General features: G+C 40.3%; 20 protein-coding genes and 1 pseudogene. 19 read left to right on the plus strand and 2 right to left on the minus strand.

Going from position 1 to position 18,538, the window contains the following annotated elements; all coding sequences use genetic code 11:
- The first annotated feature begins 26 nt into the window (after positions 1-26).
- The 15 genes and pseudogenes from CA600_RS32170 (at position 27) to CA600_RS05970 (ending at position 14,154) form a co-directional block, all read left to right on the plus strand.
- Entirely contained in the window at positions 27-275 is a 249-nt protein-coding gene (locus tag CA600_RS32170; RefSeq protein ID WP_179281548.1) for a hypothetical protein, read from the plus strand.
- Positions 276-459: 184 nt separating this feature from the next.
- Positions 460-675: a hypothetical protein gene (locus CA600_RS05905; RefSeq protein ID WP_094869332.1), complete on the plus strand. Its 216-nt coding sequence runs from the start codon at positions 460-462 to the stop codon at positions 673-675.
- Between the two features lie 15 nt (positions 676-690).
- Positions 691-1,053 (plus strand): hypothetical protein, encoded by a 363-nt coding sequence (locus CA600_RS32250; RefSeq protein ID WP_094869333.1) that lies wholly within the window; start codon positions 691-693, stop codon positions 1,051-1,053.
- Positions 1,034-1,339, plus strand: a pseudogene (locus CA600_RS32255) (hypothetical protein); the annotation flags it as partial. The gene CA600_RS32250 and the pseudogene CA600_RS32255, both read left to right, overlap by 20 nt.
- A gap of 305 nt (positions 1,340-1,644) precedes the next feature.
- The gene (locus CA600_RS05920) at positions 1,645-2,508 is read left to right on the plus strand and encodes a MurR/RpiR family transcriptional regulator (protein ID WP_094869335.1); all 864 of its coding nucleotides are present in this window, start codon (positions 1,645-1,647) and stop codon (positions 2,506-2,508) included.
- A gap of 573 nt (positions 2,509-3,081) precedes the next feature.
- Complete coding sequence (gene murQ, locus CA600_RS05925; RefSeq protein WP_094869336.1) at positions 3,082-3,987, plus strand: N-acetylmuramic acid 6-phosphate etherase; 906 nt, start codon at positions 3,082-3,084, stop codon at positions 3,985-3,987.
- A 57-nt stretch (positions 3,988-4,044) separates the two neighbouring features.
- The gene (locus tag CA600_RS05930; RefSeq protein WP_094869337.1) at positions 4,045-5,499 is read left to right on the plus strand and encodes an ABC transporter substrate-binding protein; all 1,455 of its coding nucleotides are present in this window, start codon (positions 4,045-4,047) and stop codon (positions 5,497-5,499) included.
- 104 nt (positions 5,500-5,603) lie between these two features.
- On the plus strand, positions 5,604-6,506 hold the full coding sequence (locus tag CA600_RS05935; RefSeq protein ID WP_060622964.1) for a carbohydrate ABC transporter permease: 903 nt from the start codon (positions 5,604-5,606) through the stop codon (positions 6,504-6,506).
- 18 nt (positions 6,507-6,524) lie between these two features.
- Positions 6,525-7,385: a carbohydrate ABC transporter permease gene (locus CA600_RS05940; RefSeq protein WP_042189606.1), complete on the plus strand. Its 861-nt coding sequence runs from the start codon at positions 6,525-6,527 to the stop codon at positions 7,383-7,385.
- Positions 7,385-8,605: an anhydro-N-acetylmuramic acid kinase gene (locus tag CA600_RS05945; RefSeq protein WP_094869338.1), complete on the plus strand. Its 1,221-nt coding sequence runs from the start codon at positions 7,385-7,387 to the stop codon at positions 8,603-8,605. The genes CA600_RS05940 and CA600_RS05945 overlap by 1 nt, the downstream gene beginning before the upstream one ends.
- Positions 8,606-9,577: a GNAT family N-acetyltransferase gene (locus CA600_RS05950; protein ID WP_094869339.1), complete on the plus strand. Its 972-nt coding sequence runs from the start codon at positions 8,606-8,608 to the stop codon at positions 9,575-9,577. It begins immediately after the preceding gene.
- Between the two features lie 2 nt (positions 9,578-9,579).
- On the plus strand, positions 9,580-10,287 hold the full coding sequence (locus CA600_RS05955; protein ID WP_076106428.1) for a PIG-L deacetylase family protein: 708 nt from the start codon (positions 9,580-9,582) through the stop codon (positions 10,285-10,287).
- Between the two features lie 98 nt (positions 10,288-10,385).
- Positions 10,386-11,528: an exo-beta-N-acetylmuramidase NamZ family protein gene (locus CA600_RS05960; protein ID WP_094869340.1), complete on the plus strand. Its 1,143-nt coding sequence runs from the start codon at positions 10,386-10,388 to the stop codon at positions 11,526-11,528.
- A gap of 17 nt (positions 11,529-11,545) precedes the next feature.
- Positions 11,546-13,108, plus strand: a complete 1,563-nt coding sequence (locus CA600_RS05965; protein WP_256989752.1) for a glycoside hydrolase family 3 protein — start codon at positions 11,546-11,548, stop codon at positions 13,106-13,108.
- A gap of 128 nt (positions 13,109-13,236) precedes the next feature.
- Positions 13,237-14,154 (plus strand): N-acetylglucosamine kinase, encoded by a 918-nt coding sequence (locus CA600_RS05970; RefSeq protein ID WP_094869342.1) that lies wholly within the window; start codon positions 13,237-13,239, stop codon positions 14,152-14,154.
- Positions 14,155-14,250: 96 nt separating this feature from the next.
- Here CA600_RS05970 and CA600_RS05975 read toward each other — a convergent pair whose 3' ends face one another.
- The gene (locus CA600_RS05975; protein ID WP_094869343.1) at positions 14,251-15,459 is read right to left on the minus strand and encodes a GNAT family N-acetyltransferase; all 1,209 of its coding nucleotides are present in this window, start codon (positions 15,457-15,459) and stop codon (positions 14,251-14,253) included.
- Positions 15,460-15,799: 340 nt separating this feature from the next.
- Here CA600_RS05975 and CA600_RS31725 point away from each other — a divergent pair, with 340 nt between their 5' ends.
- The 3 genes from CA600_RS31725 to CA600_RS05985 all read left to right on the plus strand — a co-directional run bounded on the left by CA600_RS31725 (position 15,800) and on the right by CA600_RS05985 (position 17,096).
- A complete protein-coding gene (locus CA600_RS31725) occupies positions 15,800-16,117 on the plus strand; it encodes a MurR/RpiR family transcriptional regulator (RefSeq protein ID WP_256989753.1) in 318 nt (105 codons plus the stop codon).
- 50 nt (positions 16,118-16,167) lie between these two features.
- On the plus strand, positions 16,168-16,353 hold the full coding sequence (locus CA600_RS31730) for an SIS domain-containing protein (RefSeq protein ID WP_256989754.1): 186 nt from the start codon (positions 16,168-16,170) through the stop codon (positions 16,351-16,353).
- Between the two features lie 314 nt (positions 16,354-16,667).
- Entirely contained in the window at positions 16,668-17,096 is a 429-nt protein-coding gene (locus tag CA600_RS05985; protein WP_256989755.1) for a GyrI-like domain-containing protein, read from the plus strand.
- Between the two features lie 72 nt (positions 17,097-17,168).
- Here the strand turns inward: CA600_RS05985 and CA600_RS05990 are convergent, their stop codons facing one another.
- On the minus strand, positions 17,169-17,390 hold the full coding sequence (locus CA600_RS05990) for a helix-turn-helix domain-containing protein (RefSeq protein ID WP_094869344.1): 222 nt from the start codon (positions 17,388-17,390) through the stop codon (positions 17,169-17,171).
- A gap of 113 nt (positions 17,391-17,503) precedes the next feature.
- Here CA600_RS05990 and CA600_RS05995 point away from each other — a divergent pair, with 113 nt between their 5' ends.
- Positions 17,504-17,794 carry a DUF6809 family protein gene (locus CA600_RS05995; protein WP_256989756.1) on the plus strand — a complete coding sequence of 97 codons (291 nt, stop codon included), beginning with the start codon at positions 17,504-17,506 and terminating at the stop codon, positions 17,792-17,794.
- Positions 17,795-18,538 lie beyond the last annotated feature (744 nt).

Consider the following 18,538-nt stretch of genomic DNA (forward strand, 5'->3'; position numbering starts at 1 on the left):
GCGCAAAAAAATCGCAAAAGAAAGGCTTGCATGAAGATGGATATTACTTAGACGAACATAGCAAAGCAATAATCGGTGATTTATTAAAATTCATTCTAGATATACCCAAATCAGGTAAGGAGGAGAAATTGTTTCGCCCCCTGCCTTCCATGGCATTGATCTGCACTGTATATGGCCCTTTGAAGATGTTCGCTAAAATGATGGAAGAAAGTGAGTTACTGTATTGGCTTGAGTCTCGAAGAAGAACTTACAGACAGCTTTTGGAATGCCATTAGATTGCAGGGAGTCTGCTGATTTTCCGACTAAGGAGCATTAGGTTCCTTTGTCACTACGTTCAGAATGAAAATTCATTCCGAGAAATGAAAGGAAGGTATTAAGTGAAAAAGATAAGGGACTGGAGAACCTAATTTTTTACTGTGGATTATTCTTACAATCGTCGCCTTGATAACGATGCCGAATATGGAAAAGCTGGTGCAGGAGAAAGGGCAAATAAAGATACCTGATACTGCACAAAGCGCTCTGGCAAATATGATGTTAAAAACCATGAATGAGAGTAACAAAGAAACATTTGATATCATTGCGGTATTTAACAGCGGCAGCAATGAGGCCCTAACCGATACAAAAAAGTATTCTATTGCCTCAGTCATCAAGGCATTGCAGGATAAGAAATCCTAGCTTGGAATCACCGAAATGACTACACACCTAGATGGCAAGGAGTTGGAGAAGCAGTTAGTGAATAATTTGGTACAAAGCAAACCAGAGCTGGCAAACGACCCTAATGTTCAGCAAACTTTGGCAATAGCGGAAAAAACCGCTGTGCTGCAATCAGGCGTGACTCAAATTAATGATGGACAAAAGCAATTGCTGGGTGTTCTGAATGACCTGCAGAACCAGATGGGGAAGCTGGAATCTGGTCTATCTACTAGTAGTGAAGGTCTTGATAAAGTAAGCGGTGGTTTGAAAGATGCGCAAAAATTCTTAAGCGATTTTAGCAAATCCAAGACAACGGAAAGATTCTACATTCCGCAAAAAATTCCTGATGATGCGGTATAACGAGCTTGAAGGGGATGTTGGATCAAGAATTGAGTGGCATCATGTTATGGTTAGTGTAGTATTGTCTGCTGCCTTTATTCTAGGAGGCACCTGCGCCGCGTTGATTCCTTCGGGCGTAATGACACTTATACAGGTAGCAATCGTATTAATCATTGCACTATTATTACTAAGTGTAGCGGCCATGCCGGTGTTCTTGACTGCATTAAAGCAGCTTGCTAGCAAATTAAATGGTTCAAGTAATTGTGCTACATCAAAGAATGCAGTTGACAAATCGGGTCATATTTAGACGGCAGTAAAATTTAAAAATACATGCGTTATACGTATGCTGAGAACAATAGAAAGAATCTTCGGGGACCTTTGTGGTCCCTTGTTTCACCATATCAGAAAGTATATAATTATCGACTATACCTTACAACTTTATTACGCTATAATCAACGTAAAGTCACCAGATGACCTAAGAGTAGGATGATTTTAATAGATTAATTAATATTAGCTTTTGATATGCCAAAACGTATTTTGTTCTTGAAATAGGTTGTTTATATTGTTTATGATATTATTTAAGGTGTTAATTAAATCTAGAGTAGGTAGATTATGAGTCTAAATGACAACGTATTAATTAAAATTCGTGAGATGCGAGAGAGTTTTACACCAGTTGAACGATTGGTCGGAGATTACATTTTAGAAAATACGGAAGAGATCCCTCATTTGTCGATTAAGGAATTGGCTCAATCGAGTAAGACAAGCGATGCATCTGTCCTTCGTTTCTGTAAGACGATGGGTTACAGCGGATACCGCAATTTTATTGTGAGTATATCGGCATCTTTGGGTTCTCGTGATGAGGATTCAAAGGCTCAATATACAGATATTCAGCCAGGTGATGATCTCTCGACAATTATATCAAATATTTCATTGAATAATTGCAAGTCCATTGAGGATACGCTTAGTGTTATTGATCGAAAAGAAATTACAAGAGCTGTAGAATTACTATGTCATAGTAAGCGAATTGTTTTCTTTGGAATAGGTGCTTCGGGACTCGTTTGTATGGACGGGGAACAGAAGTTCTCGCGAATTAATAAGATGTGTCATGCCTATACAGATGGTCATAGTCAGCTCACGGCAGCAACTTTACTTGAGAAAGAGGATGTTGCCATTTTCATTTCTAACTCTGGAGCAACTAGTGATATTATTGATGCACTGGAAATTGCCCAAAAGAATAGAGCGAAATGTATTGCGATTACGAAGTACAATAAAAGTGAGCTTGCGGAGCGGGCGGATATTGTACTGAGCATATCCACACCTGAAATAACAATCCGCAGTGGGGCTATGGGTTCGCGTATTGCGATGCTTACGATCATCGACATATTATTTGCTGGTGTCGCAAGTGCAGAATATGAAGAAGTAAAAACCTACTTAACAAAAACGCATAATATATTAAAGAAAAAACTTAGAAATTAGGTTCTGATAGAATGAATGTGGAGGAAAGCATTGATCATGGATCAATGCTTTCTTTTTTTTGTATTTCATTCACTTATTCGTGTACTAAAATGTACTACTTATCAATCCATGTCAGATTATCTACATGATGAATACGTTGATCTAATGAATATAATAAGTAGTTTAATTCAATAATTAGTAGCTTGGCACACAATTATGAGAAAGAAAATGAATGGAATCGAAGACGAAACATCATCCGGTTGAAAACGGATGATGTAACTTTATGTTTCGTTTGGAGCGATAATCAGCAAATAATACATTTTTTAAAATCGCTTTAACCTTAGAGCCATAGCGATCAAAGCAATTGGTAAGAATTTAAATTGCATCTTGTAAGCGCTTTATAAATGTGGTATAACATAGTATGTAAGGAATGAAATAAAACATCAGAATTTAATTTCTTTATGAAATTATATTTCAAAATCTATTGACGAAGCGATGGTGTTGTATTAGTATAAGAGCATAATGATTGTGAGTTAATCTAACGCGTTTTGTTAATTCAATGACAGATTAAGGCTGGGAAGAAGGAGGATGGCTATGAATGACTACCTTGCGGGATTGACAACAGAGGCTGTGAATCCAGACACATTAATGATTGATGAATGTACTACGGAAGAAATGATCCAGTTAATGAATCAACAAGATGCACTGGTCCCCAGAGCTATAGCTGAGGAGATTCCGCAGATTGCAAAGGCGGTAGATATTCTACATCATAGGTTGTCTAATGGTGGAAGAATGTTTTACATAGGAGCTGGCTCATCAGGAAGATTAGGTGTTCTGGATGCTTCCGAATGTCCTCCTACCTTTGGTACAGATCCTTCCTTGGTGCAGGGCTATATTGCTGGTGGTGATATTGCTTTGCGTACTGCGGTTGAAGGCTGTGAAGACGATATGGATGAAGGGATCGCATTAATCGAAAGCATTGGTGTAACAAACAAAGATGTACTTATTGGGATTTCGGCAAGCGGTAGTGCAAACTACGTTATTGCAGCTTTAGCGAAAGCAAAGGAACTTGGAGCAGCCACTATCGGTGTTTGTAACAACAGAGGCTCAAAGTTCGAACCCATTGTAGATGTTTGTATAACACCTGTTGTAGGACCGGAGGTCATTAGCGGTTCGACTCGATTAAAGGCAGGAACTGCTCAGAAGTTGGTGCTTAATATGCTGACAACATGCACAATGGTCAAGTTAGGAAAAACGTACAACAACTTGATGGTTGATCTGAAGGCTAGTAATTTTAAGCTCGTAGATCGCTCGATTCGTATCATCATGAACACGACCGGTGTAGATACATCAACCGCCGCAGAAACACTTGAAAAAGCATCTATGAACTGTAAGCTGGCAATTATGATGATTAAATCGGGGTTAGATGCAAAAGAAGCAGAACAAGTACTTAATGCAAACGGAGGACGCTTGAAACAGGCAATCTCATCATTGGCTTAGGTGTGAAAAGTGGAATAACAGGATGGATGCTATTAATAATTGAGGAGGCTGTTTTCGATGAAAAAAAGATCACGTGGATTAACTCTGTTTTTGTCAGGAATCATGATGGTATCACTATTATCGGCTTGCGGAGGAAACGGAAATAACGCTCCAGCTTCTACAGATTCCGGTAACACAGGAACTAGTAACGGTGGTTCTGAGCCTAAAAAGGATACGATTACAGCACTTTTACCTCCGATATCAGCGAACTATCAAACACGTTTTGCTGATATGGAAAAAGAATTTAATACACTACATCCTAACTTGACTTTGAAAATTGAGCCAGCGAGCTGGGAAGATATGACGCAAAAACTTGATACTCAAGTAAATGCAGGTTCTCCTCCAGATATTGCTTTTATCGGTGCTTCAGGAATTTCGAAATATGCAGCACTTAATGTACTAATCGACCTTAACGGTGCCCTTTCTGATGAAGCCAAGGCAGATTATGACGAAGTTCCATTGAAATATTTCCAACTAGGTGACGCTCAATACGGCCTACCAGCGTATATGGAAATCCACACTATCGGTGGTAACAAACAATTCCTTGAAGAAGCCGGAATTGATTGGAAAAGCATTCAACAAAACGGTTGGACTTATGAAGAGTTCCGTAATGCAATTTCTAAAGGCGTAGTGAAAAATGATAAAGGTGAAACTACTCGTTATGGTTTCGTGTTCGCAACATCTGGTGTAGCATCTAAAGACTATCTGGCTATTCTTGCTAAAACTGCAGGTCTACCAGATTACTTCGATAAGGACCTTAAATACACGTATACAAGCAAAAACTTCTTGGGGCTACTTACATCTATTCGCGAAATGATCAACGATGGTTCTATGCCTAAAGAGCTAAGCTCTATCGATGCTGGTAAACGGTGGAACATGTTCCTAACGGGTCAAACGATGATCACAGGTAAGGGTTTATCTGCATTTGAAAACTCTGCTCGTCTAAACAATGAGAAGATTAAAGCGAACGATGGTTCAGCTGTTGCAGATTCTATTGAAGTTGATTATATTTCACTTCCAGTCCCAACATTCAACGGTGCCGATTATGTCCCTACTTCAATCGTTGATGGTTATATCGCACTTCGTGGTAAAAAAGCTCCATCTGAAGAGCACATCAAAAATATTGCCCTAGCAACGAATTTCTTGTCTTCTGGTTCAATTGCTGCTAACTACAGTAATGAGCTGTTCTTATCACCAATTACTGAATCTGCACGTAATGCAGAAGTACTTGAAAAATTCCCTCGTAACGAAGATAACGTTGCTGCAGGTAAAGCTATGATGGCAAAAGCGCTTCCGGCTCGTACAGATATTCCTACTGATCTGGCTGCTGAAGCATTAAAAATTGAAACAGAAGTTATTATTCCTAAACTACAAGGCTTACTTGCAAATGAGATTGCTCCACAAGAAATGTATGATGCAGTTAAAGCAGCTGCAATTAAATCTTTCGGTAAAGATGGTATTGTAGTTGACTAGTCTGTCGTAGGCTGACATGTGAAAGCTGTGCGTAGCTAGAACGTACAGCTTTCCTTCTAAATTAGCTAGAGCTTGTACTGTTTTTAGAAGAGAGGTGCGACCCAATGAATCAAACGTTGACTAAAAGAAAAAAATTGAAACTCGAAAGTGACTCAGGTTGGGGATACGCGTTTATCGCAGTAGCACTTATTGCGTTTTCTTTATTTACCGCATATCCAGTCATCAATGCTTTTATTATCAGCTTACAAAAATATGGTCCATTAGGATCCACTTTTGTCGGCATGGATAACTTCGTTAACTCGTTTTCAGATGAACTTTTCTGGAAAGCGCTGAAAAACACGTTAGTATATACGTTATTAACTGTTCCGTTTAATATTCTTCTATCATTTTTAATTTCAATTTTGATTATTCCTTTCAAGAAAAAAACACAAACGATCTTTAAAGCACTATATTACTTGCCAGCCGTAGCATCTGGTGTAGCGCTTTCTGTTGTGTGGCTGTGGATCTTCGATCCGTTAAAATCAGGTATTGCCAATAAGCTCGTGAGTTTTTTAGGTATTGAAAATCAAAACTGGCTTGGTTCCAGTGCAACTGCAATGTTCTCACTTGTGTTAATGTCATGGTTATCAAGTCATGGTACGGCAATTATTATTTATATAGCCGCATTACTCGCTATTGATAACAGCTATTATGAAGCAGCTGAAATTGATGGCGCGTCTTTCCTGCAAAAGCTTTGGTTTATCGTTGTCCCTTTCCTTAAGCCAACAACGCTATTCCTACTTGTTACTGGTGTTATCGGTTCCTTCCAAGTATTCCAAAACGCTTATCTTATGACAGGCGGTGGACCAGACCATGCAACAACAATGGTAGGTTTGTTAATCTTTAACAATGCGTTCACATATTTTGAGTTTGGTGAGGCAGCGGCACAATCATTAGTTCTAGCAGCGATTATCGGATTTATATCATTCCTTCAATTCAAGTTTATAGGTAAAGATGTAGAATACTAGGAAAAGGAGCAGAATACTATGGGTTTGTACAACAACAGCTTAAGAAGCAAAGGGTATCTGTTTATACGTAATGGTGCAAACATTACGTTCCTTATCCTATTTGCCGCAGCTACCATATTCCCGATATACTTTATGGTCATCTCCTCGTTCGGTGATCCGGTAGAAGCTGGTGCAATGAGCTATTCTATCCTACCATCGAAGATTTCATTTGAATCTTATAAATTCTTCTTTAACTTCAGCCCACATACATGGGACTGGTTATTGAACTCCTTTATAGTGGCAGCGTGTATCACGGTATCTAATGTATTTTTTGCTACACTTGCTGGATATGCTTTTGCAAAAATGAAATTTAAAGGGAAAAACATTTTGTTCGCTATTTTGCTGGGATCTATGATGATTCCTGTTCAAGTCACTCAGGTTCCACTATATATTTTGATCGTAAATATTTTTGAATTACAAAATACGTACACGGCGTTGATTATGCCGAGCATAGTAACGGTATACAACATCTTCTTGGTTAAGCAGTTCATGTCCTCCATTCCAGTTGAAATTATTGAATCTGCTAAAATCGAAGGTTGTTCCCAGCCTAAAATCTTCTGGTATATCATTATGCCTCTATCTAAAACAATTATGGCAGTACTAGCAATCCTAACGTTCATGGCGGCATGGAATGACTTTTTCTGGCCGTTCCTAGTAACGAATACGATGGATATGCAAACCATTCAGGTCGGCTTGAAAAACTTTCGCTTTGCGAATACAACTTACTTTGCACCGATGATGGCGGGGGCAACCATTTCAGCAGTTCCAATGTTTATTTTGTTCTTCAGTTTACAAAAATACTTCCTTGAAGGGGTAACAGTTGGAGCGGTGAAAGGTTAATGGACAAACAATCAAAAGTTGATGCAACATACTTAGTTGGCTTGATGTCCGGTACATCAGTAGATGGTATTGATGCAGCAGTAGTTAAGCTTTTCCCATCAGCCGAAAAAGAGCATGGAGTAGAGATTGAATTACTGGCTTTTGAAAACACACCTTTTGAGGTGCAAGTTAGAAACTCCATATTTGAGCTTTTTGATCCCGCTAGCGCTACGATTGATAAGGTTGGCGCAATGAATATGTGGCTTGGCGAATTATACGCCCAAGCCACATTATCCGTTATAGGGAAATGCGGCCTTTCGCCTTCGCAAATATTCGCAGTAGGATCGCATGGTCAAACAATCTATCATGCTCCGGATGAGAATGTTATGGGCGGCTATAATCTGCATTGTACCGTTCAGATTGGGGATGGTGCGGTTATCGCCAATCGCACAGGAATTCCTTGCGTATCAGACTTTCGAGTTGCTGACATGGCAATGGGTGGACAAGGAGCTCCGTTAGTACCATTTACCGAATACTTATTGTTTAACAATCCAAAGAAAACACTTCTGATGCAAAATATTGGCGGAATAGGCAATGTGACTGTTTTGCCTGTAAATGCCTCACCAGATGAGGTATTTGCTTTTGATACGGGTCCTGGAAATATGATTATCGATGGCCTTGTATCGCAATTATTTGCACCAATGACCATGGATGTTAATGGCGAAATTGGTGCGGGCGGTCAAGTGATTGATGAGCTATTGAAATGGATGCAGCAGGATAAATATTATAGGATGCCGTTACCAAAATCGACAGGCAGAGAACGGTTTGGCCAACAATACGTGGCACAAATTATTGAAATGATGAAGGTTAATCACTGGAAAGCAGAAGATGTTGTTGCAACAGCTACGTACTTAACTGCCTGGAGCATCGTCGATAGCTATGAATGGTATATTGCACCGCAGCACCAGGCTGAGCAATTGTTAATTGGCGGCGGTGGAAGCTATAACAAGACGCTTTTGCGTAATTTACAGCACTTATTTGCACCGCATAACGTGCAGGTGCTGACGCAGGAGGATATCGGTGGTAATAGTGATGCTAAGGAAGCAATTGCTTTTGCTCTGCTTGCGTATTACACGATGGAGCGCTTACCAAACAATATCCCGCTAGTAACTGGAGCTTCACAGCCAGTAGTAATGGGCAAAATTTCCTGGCCCTATATTGGACGTTCACAGGAGGCTTAAATGGTGCAAATCAGACCCTTTTCAATTGAAGATCACTCTGCAGTTGTAGAGCTTTGGAATCGTGAGGCTACAAAATATGATTATAAGCCATTTACAGAGCGAGAGTTTCAAGATACATTCATCGACCATCCTTATTTTGACGCTGACTGTATATGGGTAGGCTGTGACGAAAAAGGGATTGTTGGTTTTGCAGCTGGCTGCTGCGGTGACGATCTCCCTCTTGGAGATGTGGCCGGTTATATTACGAGTGTTATTATAGATACCCATGTGGCTTCTCTGGAGCTTTACGATGCTTTTCTATTGCGTTTAGAAAAAAGATTCCAAGAACTTGGGAAAAGACAAGCGGATGTATTGTTTTTCAACCCTGTTAAGCTGAAGTGGAGTATTCCAAGTGCACCTCAGCATGAGCATAATAATGCCCCGGGCATCAGTAAGGACCTGCCATTATATGAAGCTTTAATGGCTAGAGGCTACGAAGATCGAGCGACGCAATGCGGCATGTATTTAAAACTAGGAAGCTTTATAGTTCCAGAAGATATTTTAGATAAGGAAACCCATGCAAATAGCAAGGACTATTACATTACGTCCTATGTCCCTGATTTACATACTGGGCTTGAAGCAACACTTGCTGCCCTGCAAAATCCGCAGTGGAAGAAGGATGTTGTTACTTATGTGAAGGTTGGCGCACCACTTGTAATAGCTGTGTACGGCAACGAGGTTGTGGGCTTTGCAGGTCCAATTATTTCGCAGCCTGATGGAAGAGCATTTTTTTGCGGTATCGGAGTGCACCCAGAGCATGAGGGTCATGGCCTTGGCAGTGTATTATTTTTCAGAATGGTTGAAGCTTTTCAAAATGTGGGCTGTCAGTATATCTCTCTATTCACTGGAAATAATAATCCGGCTCTTAGAATCTATCAAAAAGCGGGCTTTACTATTGAAAAACAATTTTCTATATTGCGGAGGGAACTTTAAAGATGAGCGAAAAATTCACAGTATTAGCAATTGGAGCGCATGTTGGTGATGTGGAGCTAGCTTCTGGTGGTGTGCTCGCTAGTCATAGTTTAAAGGGAGATCGCATTGTGACATTAGCGTTAACTGCGGGTGAACGAGGGGTCCCGGCAGGACAGGATATGAAGGAATATCGTCAGCAAAAAGTGAAAGAGGCACAGGTTTTTGCGGATATGCTAGGCGGTGAAGCCATTGTATTCGATGATTATTGTGACGGAGAGTTGCCTGACAATCAAGAAATTCGTATGGAGGTTTGTGATGTAATTCGTCGCGTGAAGCCTAACATTATTATTACACACTGGAAAAACAGTATGCATAAGGACCATGCGCTAACGCATCATATCGTAAATGATGCCCGTTTCTTCGCAAGTCTATCATCCTTTGAACGAGCGCTCCCCGCGCACTTTGCAGCAAGATTATATTACTCCGAAAACTGGGAGGATGCGGTTGATTATGTCCCTTACGTATATGTGGATTTCGATCAAGCGGCATTTGATCTATGGATAGATGCTTTAAGCAAGCATTGGTTTGTGACGAATAGCAAATCTTTCAAATACATGGATTACTACAAAGCACTAGCAGTTGTTCGCGGCTGTGAAGCAAGAAAGACATATGCAGAAGCATTTATGGTGCCTGCTGAAACGGTGAAGGTTAGGCAGTCTAGTCTTTGGTAACTATTCAACTAGCTAAGAGGGAGTGTTTCTATGTATAGCAGGAAACATTCCCTTGTTCTATTCATTTATGCTAAAAAGCAGCTAGGAGGCAGCTTCATATGGTGTTAAATGGGATTGATTCTATAACGAATTATCGTTATTTGTTCGAAGGTAAGCGCGTAGGATTGATTACAGCGCCGACAGGTCTTACGAAGGATTTTGCATCAACGATTACTATATTACATGAAAATTTTAATCTTGCTGCGATGTTTTCACCTGAGCATGGCGTTCGCGGAGATTTGGATGCAGGGGCAGTAGTAGACACTTACATGGATCCTTTTACGAATGTTCCAGTCTATAGCTTGTACCGTAAAGACTCCAAGCGTTTAACAAAAGAAATGCTGAATGAAGTAGACATCATTGTATACGATATTCAAGATGTTGGTGTACGCTATTACACATTTATTTATACGATGCTGTATGCACTTGAAGATTGTGCAAATGCAGGTGTAGAATTTGTTGTTCTTGATCGTGTTAATCCGCTTAACGGGGTAACGGTAGAAGGGAATGTCTTGAAGCCCGGCTTCAAATCATTTGTTGGAAATTACGAGCTAGCCGTGCGATACGGCTTAACAGCAGGTGAGGTAGCAACGATGGCAAATGATCAAATGAATTGGAATGCATCGCTGCATGTCGTTCGTTTGGAAGGCTGGGAACGGAACATGTCCTTTCCGGATACAGGATTAACCTGGGTTCATCCTTCACTTGGAATACCACGATATGAAACGGCGTTATTATATACAGGAACATGTTTATTTGAAGGCACAAACTGCTCCGAAGGACGTGGAACAACGTTCCCGTTTGAAATGATTGGTGCTCCGTTCATTCAAGCGCAGCAATTGGCAGATGAGATGAATGCAAAAGGTATCCCGGGCGTGCTTTTTCGTCCAGTTCATTTCAAGCCAACGTTATCTAAACATTGTGGCGAGCTATGCGGCGGGGTACAAATTTACATTACAGATCTCCAAATGCTGAGGCCTTTAGAAGTTGGGGTAACCTTATTATTTACGATAAGAGATTTGTACGAGCAATTTTCATTCCTGCCTCCTGTGAAGGAGGGCTCTCGTCCATTTATCGATTTGCTGGGGGGAGACAACATGTATCGTACGGAAAATATGCAAGCCAAGCAGCTGCTTGAACAGTTTGCAGCGGAAAGCAAGCAATTTGCAGAAATAACACAGCAGTATCATTTATATCGCTAGAGGAAGGTGAGTAATTGATGAGAACAATAGAACATATGAGCTTGCGCGAAAAGATCGGACAAATGTTCGTAACAGGCTTCCCCTCAACCGAGATCACTCCTGAGCTGAAGGAAGTTATTGAGCATTATAAAGTCGGCAATATTATTTTATTCTCACATAATATCGACAATAAATATCAATTAGGCGAGCTTGTTACTGAACTGCAGCAATGGTACACGACACATACTGGTATCCCGGGTTTTATTACGATCGACCAAGAAGGCGGTCGAGTCACTCGTATGCCTAAAGACGCGACCAATGTTGCTGGAGCCATGGCAATTGCTTCTTCAGGCCGACCTGAAAATGCGTATGCAGCAGGCAGAATGACTGCCAGAGAATTGAAAGCACTAGGTATTAATTTTAATCTAGCTCCAGTTATGGACGTTAACAATAATGCATTGAATCCAGTCATAAATGTTCGTTCATATGGTGATTCTGTTGCAACAGTATCCCAGTATGGAATTCAAATGATGAAGGGATTGCTCGATGGAGGCGTCATGTCCTCACTTAAGCATTTTCCAGGTCATGGTGATACAAATGTCGATTCACATATTGGCTTGCCTACCATTGAAAAAACACTTGAGGAATTAGAGCAGCTTGAGCTGCTGCCGTTTAAGGCCGCAATTGAGCAAGGCGCTCAAGCGATTATGAGTACACATATTTTATTTCCGAAAATTGAAAAATCCGGTGTGCCCGGAACTATGTCTCATACCATTATTACAGAGATATTAAAAGGAAAATTAGGATATAAAGGGTTAGTTGTATCGGATTGTTTAGAAATGGACGCGATTAAACGATACTATGGTACGGCAAAAGGAGCGTTAGGAGCTGTTAAAGCAGGTATTGATTTGGTATTCATTAGTCATACTCCTGAGACAGTGAAGGAAGCGATTCATTTGATCGAAGAATCTGTAGCCACCGGTGATTTGGATGAAGCGCTAATTGATGCAGCTGTTACAAAAATTTTAGCTTATAAAGCACAATATGCGACGATTGAGGAGCTAGATTATGAACTAGTTGGCTGCGATGTACATCGCCGAGCAAATGAGCTAATGCGTACGGAAACGATCTGCCTCATTAAAGGTGAGCTCCAGCCCATTCATACCGGTGACGAGCAAGTGTTATTTATGGGTTCCTATTCCTACCGCACCGATCTTGCGTCCAGCAGCTTGAATCAAGCCCTTAGCTTTCCGCAATATATGGGGGAGCATTTTAATACAGCTTATGAGATTATCGACATTGACCCGAGCGAGGCACAGATCAACGCTGCTTTGCAAAAGGTACAAGGCTACGAGCATATTATAATCGGCTTGTTCAATGCGCGTGAAAACAAAGGTCAGCTTGCGCTTGTGCAGAAGCTGCTGGCTGCAGGCTGCAAAGTAACGGCCATTACATTAGGTCGCCCGTATGATTTACCGTTAATCGAAGGCGAGTTCTGCGGAATTGCGGCATTTGAGTATACACTTGATGCATTCAAATCACTCCTTCCAATTCTAAATGGTGAGGTTGTACCCACCGCCAAGATTACGATACAGATGTAGACAAGCATAAAAGCCTTCGGCGTCCTTTCAAGGACGGCAAGCGTTTCTGCGAGAAAAATAAGGATAATATATCGCGTGAAACATATAAATTCTTATCTTTGAAAAAAGTACAACAAGGGGACATAGGTATGGCATTTATCGTTGGAATTGATGGGGGTGGCACGAAAACAGCTGTCACCATTACGCATGACCAGGAAGACTCTTTATTCACCTTTACTGTAGGGCCTATTAATTATAACGGTGGTGATGCTGATGCGATTGCCGCCTCCTTTGAAGAAATTTTTAGTCAAACGAAGCTCTACTGCGGTAATTTACAAGAAGTTGCTCATATATGTATAGGTGCGGCAGGAATAAGTAATCCGCTGGTCATCCATTTGTTGGAGCAGCATGTGAGAAATAACGGTTATATCGGGCCATTAACGATTACAGGCGATCAAGAAACCGCATTATACGGGGCACAAAATGCGATGCAAGGCATCATTCTCATTGCCGGTACAGGATCGATTTGCTTTGGGGTCAATGAAAAAGGAGAGCAGCATCGCACAGGAGGCTTTGGTCATCTGATTGATGACGAAGGAAGCGGTTATAGCATTGGACGCGATCTATTATCCGTATTAGTTCAAGTGGAGGACGGAAGAATAACCGATACGATCATCCCAGTGATGGTATATGAGCAGCTTGGATTAAGCACTGTGAAAGAGATTATTGGCTTTGTTTATGATAAAAATACGACGAAAAAAGATATTGCGCAGCTCGCACCGATTATGACGACCGCATGCAAGAAGGGCGATGCACATGCAATAGCGTTAGCGGAGAAATGTGCAGCCAATTTATATGAGCTTGTTGTGCCTGTTATTGAACGGCTTAAGCTATATGAAAGTCCGATTGCGATTGCAGGAAGTGTGCTGCAAAAGTCTCGCTTTGTGAAAGAAGCCTTGGAGCGAAAGCTCGCACAGAGCTACCCGCAAACAAAGCTGATTTTGCCGATTAAGGATGCAGCCTACGGTGCTGTCCTGTTAGGAAGATCAAAAATGAACAACAACTAGTTTTTGTTGCTATGGAAAAATAAGGGTGTGTCATAAGTCCGGGCAGTTGGACTTGCGACACACCCTTATTTTAAAATGGTAAGAATCAAAAATGGCTTAAAATTTATCGGTCAAATAAAACACGGCTTGTTGTTTCGGAAATAGAGCTTGAAGGATGTTCGCGTGCTCAGTACTGTCCTTTGCTGCGCCTGCTTCATTATAGCCGAACATGATATAAGTCATTAGCTCGCGTTCATCTACTTCTATTGAAGTATAGGGATTGGTATGATTACTAGCATCGGAAACAGAAAGCTGCTTTTGCTTATAATCCAAGTAGATACAGTCCTCATTGCTGCGAAGTGCAATATGCAACTCCTGGTCTGCAATTATGTTGCTACGCTTTAGGCGATCTTCTAATTCAGGCTGAAGCTTATGGAAAGTTGAACTGAGATTGATCATTTTCCACATCGCCATATTGATTTGAATTGAATTTGCTTGATGCTGTTGGTAATAGGAATATAGCTTATGGTCCTCTGGGAGCATCGCTAATATTTGCTTTGCATTTTGGCGCAGCTGACATAAGGCATGAAACAAAGCTTCAACGCCGTTTTCGGCTTCGTTCAAATACAATAATTCATTAATAAATACTTGTTCAGTATCTTTCTTTTCAATAATGCCATAAGCGACGATTTTTCCATTTCTGCGAAGGAGCAAGCAGTCAACGTTCTTCCATTCCGGCCAGGTCAATAAATCATTCCAATACGTTCTACTTCGGATCACGGTGTAAGTGCGATTCTTATTGAATTGTTCATAGATAAAACGGATATCATCGAGATAACAGGCTTCAAAAGGAATGATTTCATCACTGCTTTGCTGCTGCTCCAAACTTGCTGGTTTTTCAATTGCGAAAGCAGTCTCGGGAATAAGTCTCCAGCCAGCCTTTTCATAAAACGCATGCTTGCTAGCCAAAAGCAAGCTTATATCATAATCGGTTTCTTTCATATAGTTGGTCTGCGCATGAAGAATTTTGTGTGCAAGCCCCAGCCCGCGGTAATTCAGATCTGTACCGACACTCCCCATTGCACCCGTTTTCAAGATCGCTTGACCGACTCTAATATGAAACGGAAAAATTTGTACATTAGATGCAATCTTATCGTCAACCATCGCAAACCATGTTGTATCTGGATCATATGTGGTGTCGAGGTCCAATCTTTCTTGGAAAAAAGCTCGGCCTACGGAAAAGCATTCATCTAAAATATCGTAAATCTTTTCAAGCTGCTCTTTAGTTGGATGGTTCATTACGATGATGTTTGGTGTAGTCGTCATCTTTCATTTCCTCCTGCGCCGTAATGTTGGGATAAATTTAATAAATGAAAAAAACGGTTTTTTTGAAATTTAATTTCTTAGCTATAGTTTAATGTTGAAAAAAAAATTCGTCAATAAGGGAACGTGTGGAATCATAGAAGTGATACAAAATTTAGATTGCTAACATAGTCTAAATGAGTATTAGGAAAATAGCGACTTCGGCTGAGCAATTACACAAGCACAAAGCGCACAAATGAAGGCGAAGCTTAAAAAGAAGAATGATAAACCGTTCAAGAACTTTTTGCGAAAAATCGGAAATATTTTCATCCAATGATTCCTGCATTTGTTGGAGCGGGTTTAATTGCGGGGAAGTATGATTTCACAAATTGAGCTAGACTTAAATGAATTGCCAGAATCAGAGAAAAAAGTAGCGGAGTACATTCTTGCAAATGCTAAAGAAGTGCTGCGTATGACCATACATGAGTTAGCGACAAAAGCGGAGGCAAGCAGTGCGGCGGTTGTTCGTTTTTGTCGGTCGCTTGGAATTGAGGGCTTTCCAGCGCTGAAAATCCGTTTATCCGCGGAGGTAGAGAACACGCCGCATGTTAGATACTTTGATGTTGAATCGAATGAAACGTTGATTCCATCATTGATAAATTGCTGTCGAACACCATACTGACCTTTCAGAATACGGCCAGTTAACTGGATGCAGAATCTATAGAGCAGGCAGTGAACCTGTTACAACAGGCAGAAGTGATTTATGTTTATGGGATAGGTGCCTCATTTATTATTGCAGAAGATGCAGCACAAAAATGGCTTCGGCTTGGCAAAAATATATATGCGATTTCAGATCGTCATTTATTAGCAGCAGCCATGGCTACGAAATCAGAAAACGCCGTCTTCTGGGGAATTTAGTATAGCGGTGAAACGAGAGAGGTTATTCAATTAATAAAAGGAGCTAAGGACAAGTGTATAAAAACAATTAGCCTCACTCGGCCTTGAAGTAACAAGCTGTCTCAGCTCGCTGATGTATCTTTATTCACATCCCATGCGCCGGAAGCGCAGCTTCGTAGTGCGGCAACAAGCTCCAGATTTGCTCAATTGTTTGTGCTCGATATTGTTTTTAGCGCTTATGCTTCTGCTCAGCATGATTTTACTGTGGAGCAGCTAGCGAAGACAAGAAAAATGATTGAAGTCTTGTATGATTAATGTTGTGATAAGCCTACTCATTGAATGGAGGAGATTTTCTGGAATCTAAAGCAATAACATTACCTCCTTTTCATGTTGTAGGCTACAAAATTGAAGCAGATATTAAAGAATTTGAGTCTGGTCTTGGTAAGAGTATTTATCATTCGTTATTTGAAAGAAAAGACGAAATTCAAAACAAGAAAAATGAGAATGTGATTTTAATGCAAGTAAGTAAACAAGGTGATGTTCCGTTAGATATAATAGGTCATGCTGTCGGTGAAAGTAAGTATGTTACTTACACAGATCAGGGACTTGAATCGGAACTTAGTCGTTCATATGACTATATATATGGACAATGGATTAGAGAAACTGGAAATGAACCAAAGGATTATGATTTTGAAATTTGGGATGAAAGATATAAACCAGAAAGTCTAGAGAATGAGATTGATTTGTTTGTTGCATTGAAGTAATTATTTATGCTTTAGCCTAGACGTGAACAAGCTCCTGTGAATATCACAGAAGCTTGTTTGTGTTGCGGATTATTAATTTTTGCTGGGATAGCGCTTAGGGTTATCTGTCTGACCCAAAATATAGTCGATGCTTACTTTATGGAAATTAGCTAGCGTAATTAAAACGGCGCTCGGAACATCCAAATTTCCATTCTCGTAACGGGAGTAGGTGGCTTGTGTAATATGTAAGAGCTCAGCCATTTGTTGCTGTGTCAGATCTTTATCTTCGCGTAAGTCGCGGATTTTTGTGTACAATGCTCATCACCCAAGCCAAGTTTACTTTATGCGAAAATTGCATATTGTTATTTATGCGATTTTCGCATAAAATTTATACGTGTTAGGAGTTAGTTGCGAAAGGAGGCATGATGGTGATCATTTTGGAGGATTTTTACTATGGAAGATTGAGTCCTAATGAGTTAATTAAGCCAAGTGATCCGGAATTGCAGAAGATTAATCAGAAGATCATTAATTTTTTGGAGATGCTCAAAGAGAGGTTATCCGAGGAAGATTTTGACCAAGTCGAAAAGCTATTCGATTTACAGAGTGACTCAAGCTCTTTGCATTCAGCATTATCTTTTATCCAAGGTTATAAAATAGGAGCATTAATGATGATTGATGTGTTTAGTGGTGATAAAGATTCTATTTATGATGGCATATAATAAGTCAGTAAAGGAACCGGGGTGTAAATACGCTTCGGTTCTTTTTGGGTTTATTCCACGGCAAATAAAAATAGGATTTCAAGCAGAAATATCCGTGGAAGCAATCAGGTTAGACTGGAAGGTGAACAAACGATCCCAGAATAGCTTTAAAGTGAAAATGAGCAGTCAAGCATTGAGCATCAGGTAGAAGAAATTCAAATTCATGAAGAGATAAGGCAAGAATTAACTCAATGTATCCTTTGACTTCATGTCCATTTTTGCCAGAATAGAATACAAAACGATTAAGCGAAGAATGAAGCAGGACAAAGAGGCTGGAGCGAAGAAAGGCATTTGGACAAACGGAAAGCAACTGTTTCCATACTATTATGATAAGAACACAAGGTCGGTACTGGTGGATGAAATGAAGCGTCCGATTTATCGAGCGATTGTAGAGAAATATCTTAATGGAACAAACCTGAGCAAGTACTATATTAAGCATGGACGGACTTATTTATACGCTGACGCAGTAATCCGCACCATTGCAGATCCGAGGCGAGTCCTTTACCTACACAGAATTTCAAACAGATGTACTTGCCATAATTCAGTTGTCAGATGAGTAGCTCTGCGTAGAAAAAAACTGGATAAATTGTTAATTTCACCCCTATAATCACTAAAATCGATTATAATTAAATTCATGTTCAAGTCGATTACCTATCCTAAGTTAATAGGATATGCTATAGAGTTTTCAAATACACACTTATGTAT

Origin of the sequence: Paenibacillus sp. VTT E-133280 (genome assembly GCF_002264385.1) — a bacterium.
Taxonomy (GTDB): Bacteria; Bacillota; Bacilli; order Paenibacillales; family Paenibacillaceae; genus Paenibacillus_AQ; species Paenibacillus_AQ nitricinens.